This window comes from Parvimonas oralis (genome assembly GCF_047608425.1).
Lineage (GTDB): Bacteria > Bacillota > Clostridia > Tissierellales > Peptoniphilaceae > Parvimonas.
In genome coordinates this window covers 1-3,489 of record NZ_JBLKRS010000011.1, presented here as the reverse complement: position 1 = coordinate 3,489, position 3,489 = coordinate 1, and the positions used below count along the sequence as shown (strand labels likewise).

The 3,489-nt window shown below is 30.6% G+C and carries 2 protein-coding genes; both read right to left on the bottom strand.

Annotated features, from left to right (window positions below):
- On the bottom strand, positions 1-1,360 hold a 1,360-nt coding region (locus ACMX2D_RS07170), incomplete at its 3' end, for a thioester-forming surface-anchored protein (protein WP_414973327.1).
- Between the two features lie 582 nt (positions 1,361-1,942).
- The coding region (locus tag ACMX2D_RS07165; protein ID WP_414973326.1) for a Cna B-type domain-containing protein at positions 1,943-3,489 on the bottom strand (1,547 nt) is incomplete at its 5' end.

The following is a 3,489-nucleotide window of genomic DNA, read 5'->3' as shown; positions in this document are numbered from 1 at the left end:
CTTCTTCATGGAATGTATATGTTCCGGCTTTCAACTTAAATGTTTCACTTTGATTTTCTTTAGATATCCATTCCTTTACTAATTGTCCTTGTTCATCTTTTATTTGAATTTTCGCTCCCGCTATTTCTTTGCCTGCTATATTTACCTTGCTGAAAACCACTTCATTTTCAACTTCTTCTTTAGGTAAAATTCTAAATGTCTGTGATTTATCATTCGGATCTTCATGTGTTAATTCTTGTTTCTTATCCGGTTTTCCGTCTCCATCTGTATCTATTACATTTTCCATTGAAACTACCGTTTCAAAAACCACATAAGATTTTCCGGCTTCTAAATTAAGTTTTCCAAAATTTAATGTCCATTCACCTTTTCCTGTTGTATCCGCTTTTAAATCATCACCACTATTAACTACAGAAACCGGATGTCCCGGATTAACAAGTTCTCCATATTTTACTTCATAAATTTTGCCTATCACATCATATTTTTCGTTTGGATAAAGTCCCTTATATGTTATCTTGTCTGAAACTTCAACCCCACCTTCAATATCCTTTGCTTTTAATGTTGCAACTTCATTTTCAGTTGAAGTTTTTCCTCCAGCCATTACTGTTGTTTTTATTTCTCCAACTGGTTGGTCTTTTTTCAATCTACCGGTTACAATAGCCTGATATCCGATTTGACCTTGAACCCCCTCGGGTTTATAACCACGAAGTTCAAAATCAGCAGGCACATTGATACTATCTACGGCTTCACGCAATAAGTATACTGCTTTTTGACCCTGTTTTGAGTATTTATAAAACCAATATTGGTTACTATCTTTATCAACTTTGTAACCATCTGTATAACGCCATATTTCATTTTGAACAACAGTATAAAATTCATTAATTGCATCTTGTGGAGTTGCCCACCCGGATCTTCCGATAACATCAGTGGGATCTTTCAAATAAATATAAATAAGTTTAGATACTTTATTCCAAAGTTCATCATGACCTGTAGAAACAACCCCTGGTAAGTGATTATCTCTAACAAGTTTATTAAAACTCTCCTTATTTAGATTTAACATTTGTTCATATACACCAAAATATTCATCCTTTGCAGCATCATATCCGGGATATTTTTTGCTATTTGCCATGCAAAAACCGAATAGCTCGACTGGAGTATGTGATTCATCCGATGTAACCATCCCTAAACGATTTTTATTCCCTGCTGAGTAATATTTACCATCCGGCGATACTCCTGTAGCATCATTAGGAAAACCATCAGCTTTAGTTTTTGAAGATGGTTGAATCACACTTGATATTACCATCAAAAATATAATCAAAAACGAAACTGTACTTTTAAAAATTTGCCTACTTCTTTTTTTCATTTTATTACTCCTTCCATATTAAAGTTTAGACTATTTACATTTATAAATAGTCCTAAAACTTTGAATTACTGAACTTTATGTAAAAACTATCAGCAAATTTAAATTATCATATAAAAATAATTAAAAATGCATTCGATTTCTTCCAATTAATATTTAAAATTAATAACTAAATTTTTTAAATTTTATTAGCTAAATTATAGCATAATATGAGATAAACTGTCTACTATTTTTACACTTTTTTTAATATTTATTTTTATATAAAAATATCGTTTTACCTATTATAATTATTCTTTTTTATCAATCTCATCCTGTGACTTTATGACTATTTATATTTAGATGTTTTCTTATAATTTTCTTAACTATAAAACAAATAAACTTCCTTAATATTTTTATCTTTTCAATTATTTTTAAAAAAGCACAGTGAAAACCCCACCCTTCCATGATACTTCGCATCGGGGTGGGTACCCGGGAACCTTGTTGTTCCACAATAAAAAAGTTAGGGAGTAATTTTTAATTTTTACTCCCTAACCTTAGTTACTTAACTTTTTTTATTATAATCATATATCATTTTTAAATCAAATTTTATATATTTGTATCTTTATTTTGATTTCTTTTTTTCAAGAATAACATTATTCCACCTGATATAGCTAAAATTCCTGAATAAATTGATGTACTTGTTGCAATTCCCGTCTTAGCTAATTTTGGTTTTTTAGGTTTTTCAGAAGGTGTTGAAGGTGGTAAAGCTGGACTTTCTGTATTAACTACTTTTATTCCATCTTTCATATTTCCTAAATAACTTACCTTGAATATCTTATCATCAAATTTAACTGAATTATTCTTTTCTCCAACTTCCTTAACTGTGTACTCATAAGTTTTTGAATTTTCTATTGATTCATACACTTTTAGATTTTTGAATTCTCCTGTCCAGTTGTTTTCTTTATTCAGTTCAAGCTTTTGTCCTGTTGCTTTTCCATCTCTGTATAATTCAACTTCAATTTTATCTACAGGTGCTGTTATTTGATTTCCATTTGTTCCTAACCATTCTTTAGTTACCTTTAGATTTCTTGTTGGCGGTACAATTGGTGTCCATGGTATAAGTTTTTTATTTGTAACAGTTAATCCTATTTGTTGATTTCCACCATAAATTACTTTATACCAACTATCTCCAAGCTTAATATGATTTCCTAATTCTCCTACTTCTTTTACAGTGTAAACATAATCATTTCCCTGTGCATCTGCTTTATCAAGATTTGTCCAAGTATAAGTAGTATTTCCATTGCTTAATTCAACTGGTTCTCCTTCTGCTTGTCCGTTCTTTAGAAGTTGTAATTTAATTGTAGGATGTTCATCTTCATCAACAACCCATTCTTTAGTTACTTTAACTTCTGTTTTTATCTTTGTATTCTTAATTATGATAGTTCCATTTTGAGTTTTTTCATAACTAACTTCATAACCGGCAGGCACATTCTTTTCAACTACTTCATACTCGATTTCTGTTCCGTCTGCTTCGTACTTGTCTAAACCTTCAAATGTATGCTTCCAATTTTCACTAGCTTTTAGTTCGTGTTCTTGGATTACATCATTACTTCCTACTTTTCTAAGTTCTACAAGTACAGAATTTCCTACATCTCCTACCCATCTCTTTTCTACAGGGATATTTACCTTTTCTACATTTGTATTTGTAATTGTGAAGCCATCTTCCATTGTTCCTTCAATAGATGATATATATCCTGCACCAACAGATTTTTCAACTACTTCGTATTTGATTTCTGTTCCATCATCTTCATATTTTGGTAAATTTGTAAATGTATGTTTCCAGTTATCACTTGCTTTTAATTCATATTCTTGTAAAACATCATTACTTCCAACTTTTTTAAGTTCTACAATAATAGAATCCTTCGCAGGTCCTACCCATTTCTTTGTTACGGATACTTCCACTTTTTCTACATTTGTATTTGTGATTGTGAATCCGTCTCCCATCGTTCCTGTAACTTCTGATGTATATCCTTCAGGTACATTCTTTTCTACTACTTCATACTTAATTAGTGTACCATCATCTTCATATTTATCTAAACCTGTAAAGGTATGTTTCCAGTTATCACTTGCTTTTAATTCATATTCTTGTAAAA